Origin of the sequence: uncultured Campylobacter sp., from assembly GCF_937949835.1 — a bacterium.
GTDB lineage: Bacteria > Campylobacterota > Campylobacteria > Campylobacterales > Campylobacteraceae > Campylobacter_B.
In genome coordinates this window covers 1-3,952 of sequence record NZ_CALEDC010000259.1, presented here as the reverse complement: position 1 = coordinate 3,952, position 3,952 = coordinate 1, and the positions used below count along the sequence as shown (strand labels likewise).

4 protein-coding genes are annotated in these 3,952 nt (G+C 46.6%); all 4 read left to right on the top strand.

Features of this window, described 5'->3' with window-relative positions; all coding sequences use genetic code 11:
- Positions 1–1,000, top strand: a 1,000-nt coding sequence (locus Q0256_RS05900; RefSeq protein WP_297961061.1) for a glycosyltransferase, incomplete at its 5' end; no start/stop codon positions are given.
- Complete coding sequence (locus Q0256_RS05895) at positions 997–1,788, top strand: polysaccharide deacetylase family protein (protein WP_297961059.1); 792 nt, start codon at positions 997–999, stop codon at positions 1,786–1,788. The genes Q0256_RS05900 and Q0256_RS05895, both read left to right, overlap by 4 nt.
- Entirely contained in the window at positions 1,785–2,540 is a 756-nt protein-coding gene (locus Q0256_RS05890; RefSeq protein WP_297961056.1) for a glycosyltransferase family 2 protein, read from the top strand. The genes Q0256_RS05895 and Q0256_RS05890 overlap by 4 nt, the downstream gene beginning before the upstream one ends.
- A gap of 64 nt (positions 2,541–2,604) precedes the next feature.
- Positions 2,605–3,952 (top strand): phosphoribosylformylglycinamidine synthase subunit PurL (gene purL, locus Q0256_RS05885; RefSeq protein ID WP_297961052.1); only part of this gene is annotated, 1,348 nt, incomplete at its 3' end.

Here is a 3,952-nt window from a genome sequence, read left to right as displayed (position 1 = left end):
TATGAAAATTCTACATACGCTACAATGGAAGCAGTTCGCTGGAACAGAGAAAGTCTGCGTCGATCTGTGTAATGAAATGGTAAAAACTAATGAGGTATTTTTGCTAAGCGACGAAAAGATTGCACCATATTTGAGTGAACACGTAAATTTAATCAAATTTAATTTCGAGCATAATAGATATAATCCATTGTTTTTACTACAGACAGCACAGCTTTTAATTAAAATTTCACCAGACATAATTCATTGTCACAATACAAAAGAAATTGAAATAATGTATCGCGCACGGAATTTAGCACGATTTTTAGGCTCTAGGAGAATCGGAGTGGTGGCTACGAAGCATACTTTGCAGGTGAAGAAAAATTATAAACTAGCTGATCTATGCGTGGCGGTGTTAGAGGATACGAAAGAAATTTTGCCTACAAACTCCATAATCATCAAAAATGCGATGGCGTATAAAAAACCAAAGGGGGGAGAATATAGAAGTAATAAATTTAGTATCATTTCAGCCGCCAGGTTATCTGCGCCCAAGGGTATGGATATAATAATAAAGGCTTTGGCGGACGTAAATTTTGACTTTGAATGCACAATATTCGGTAGTGGTGAAGAAGAGGAGAATTTAAAGGATTTAATAAAAGAATTAGGCTTGGAAGAAAAGATAAATATTGCAGGCTTTACGGATCATTTGCAAGATTATTTAAGTGCTTGTAATCTACAAATCATTGCGTCTGCATTTGAGGCTTATGGGTTAACGGCAATCGATGGCGTATATTATTCGCCGCTTTTAATCTCTACTGCAGTGGGTATTTGCACCGAAATTTTACCCAAAGAGCTGCTGTTTGAAAGAGATATTTTGTCACTACGGCGTAAACTAAACGAAGTATATGAGAATTATGAAGAATTTAAGGCGATTTTTTCTAAAGTAAAGGAAAAATGCAAAGGAGAATTCGATATGTCTAACGTCGTAAATCAATACATCAAAGCTTACAAGAGCTTGATATGACCTATTTTGTAGCTTTTCTGATCTTTGCCGCCGCGGCGGGCGTTTCGCTGCGGTATAACTGGTGGCGGATCCCGCAGGGCTGGCATAAGGCGCGGGTGCTGATGTATCATAGCGTAGAGGAGCACAAGGGTGATAAATTCGACAAATGGCGGCTAAGACCTGCGGATTTTGAAAGACAGATCGCGTGGCTTGCGAAAAACGGCTTTAAAAGCTTTAAATTTAGCGAGCTTATCGCGCTAGAGCGGCTGCCTAAAAAGGCGGTTTGCATCACATTCGACGACGGGTTTGAAAATAACTTTACCGATGCCTTTGAAATTTTGAAAAAATACGATTTTAAAGCGAGCATATTTTTGGTGCCGGACGCCGTGCAAAACGACTGGGAGCGCGCTAACACGACCCATCTTGCGCAGATGCTAAGCGAGGAGCAAATTTTAAAAATGCAAGCAAGCGGGCTGGTGGAGTTTGGCGCGCATACGATGCACCACGTAAATTTAGACCTTACCTACGCGAGCGATCCGCGGCTCGCAGCAGATGAGATCATCACGTCCAAGGCTCGCGTAGCGCGTATTTGCGGGCGGCCGTGCGAGGTGTTTGCCTACCCCTACGGTAAATTTAACGACGAAATTTTAAATATCGCCAGATCAAATTTCAAAGGCGCGGTGGTCGTTAAGCGCGGACTTTACGAAGCGGGCGACGACAAATACGCCGTAAAGCGTATCGGCATTTTGGGCACGGAGGGGTTTTTTGATTTTTGGTTGAAATTTACGAGGATAAGGAACAAACTATGATAAAAGCATCCGTTTATGCGATAGTGATGAATGAGGAGCGCCACATCGAGCGTATGCTGCGTAGCGTGGCGGATTTTGCCGAGATCATAATCGTCGATAGCGGCAGCACCGATGCCACGCTGCAAATCGCGCGTAAATTTACCGATAAAATTTATCATCACGATTGGCAGGGCGAGGGGGTGCAGAAAAACTATGCGTTTTCGCTATGTAGCAACGAATGGGTGCTTAATCTCGACGGCGACGAGGAGGTGAGTCCTGAGCTAAAAGGCGAGATAGAGGAGTTTATGAGCCAGAGCGATTACTCTGCGCTGGATATTAAATTTCACGAATACTCGCTAGGACGCAGATGCTCCGATCTCGTGCATAAAAACACCCACATCCGCTTCTTTCGCAAAGAGTGCGGCGAGTATAAAAATATGGGGGTGCACGCGCAAATTTCGATCATAAAAGGCGCGGTGAAAAAGAGCAAATTCTGCATCAATCACTTTAGCGAAAAGCCGATTGCAGAGCTCGTTATGAAAAATAACAACTACTCTACGCTGCGCGCGCAGGGGGATTTTGAGAAGGGCAAAAAGCCGAGCCTTGCGAAGCTTTTGCTGATCTATCCGTTTACGTTTTTTAAATCGTACATTTTGCGCAGATCGCTTTTTGACGGGCGCAAGGGATTTATCACGGCAAACATTAACGCATTTTACGCGTTTTTAAAAGAGGCGAAACTTTACGAGAAGTATCTTAAAAAGGGCGAAGATTAATCGAAATGATAGAAAATTTTAGTTATTATTGCGACTTAAATTTAACGGCGAAAAGGGCGAAAAAATGGATAAAAAAACGATAGCAGCACATAAAATTTCAGACGAAGAATATGAAAAAATTTTAAAAATTTTAGGTCGCGAGCCGAATCTGCTCGAGCTTGGGATTTTTAGCGCGATGTGGAGCGAGCACTGTAGCTACAAATCGAGCAAAAAATATTTAAGCGGCTTTCCGACCAAGGCGCCTTGGGTCATCCAGGGTCCGGGCGAAAATGCAGGCATCATCGACATCGGCGGCGGCATGGCTGCGGTTTTTAAGATGGAAAGCCACAACCACCCTAGCTTCATAGAGCCTTTTCAGGGGGCTGCGACCGGCGTGGGCGGGATACTGCGCGATATCTTTACGATGGGCGCGCGCGTCGAGGCTAACATGAACTCGCTTCGCTTCGGCGAGGTGCGAGGAAGAAGCGAGAATGCGCGCAAGCAGCGCTATCTGCTTAAAGGCGCGGTTGCAGGCATCGCTCACTACGGCAACTGCATGGGGATCCCTACGATAGGCGGCGAGACGACGTTCGATGCTAGCTTTGACGGCAACATTTTAGTTAACGCCTTTGCTCTGGGTATCGTTAAAAAGGATGAAATTTTCTACGGCAGAGCTGAAGGCGTGGGCAATAGTGTGATCTACGTGGGCTCTAAGACGGGCCGTGACGGGCTCGGAGGAGCCGTGATGGCGAGCGATAGCTTTAATGACGCAAACAAATCTCTGCGCCCGACCGTGCAGGTGGGCGATCCGTTCGCCGAAAAGCTGCTGATGGAGGCGTGCTTGGAGCTTTTTAAAACCGACTACGTCGTGGGTATCCAGGATATGGGTGCCGCGGGGCTTACTTCAAGCAGCTTTGAGATGGCTGGGCGCAGCGGCAGCGGCATGAGATTAAGCTTAGACAAGGTGCCGATGCGCGAGGCAGGGATGAGCCCGTATGAGCTGATGCTAAGCGAGAGCCAGGAGCGCATGCTGATCTGCGCCAAAAAGGGCTGCGAGGAGAAAATCAAAGAAATTTTTGCCAAATGGGATCTTGATGCCGCCGTAATCGGCGAGGTGACGGATAGCGGCAAGATGGAGCTTTTTTGGCACGGCGAGCTAGCGGGCGTTATCCCGATCGAGCCTCTTAGTGAGGCGGCACCCGTGCTGGATCGCTCGATAAAAGAGCCTGCATATATGGCGCAGATCGCGCGGCAAAATTTATGCGGCTGCGGTGCAAGCGAGCGCGAGCTGGACTCGGCGTTTGATAAAATTTTTGAAGACCCCGAAGTACTAAATAAATCCTACATCTACGATCAATACGACGCCAACGTAGGGCTAAACTCCGCCAAGCGTCCCGGTATGCTGGGCGCTGCGGTGATGCGCGTTAAGCAAA

Bases quoted from the DNA above. Each gene is read 5' to 3' on its own strand.
- Q0256_RS05890 (WP_297961056.1), top strand. From the start codon at position 1,785: ATGATAAAAGCATCCGTTTATGCGATAGTGATGAATGAGGAGCGCCAC.
- Q0256_RS05895 (WP_297961059.1), top strand. From the start codon at position 997: ATGACCTATTTTGTAGCTTTTCTGATCTTTGCCGCCGCGGCGGGCGTT.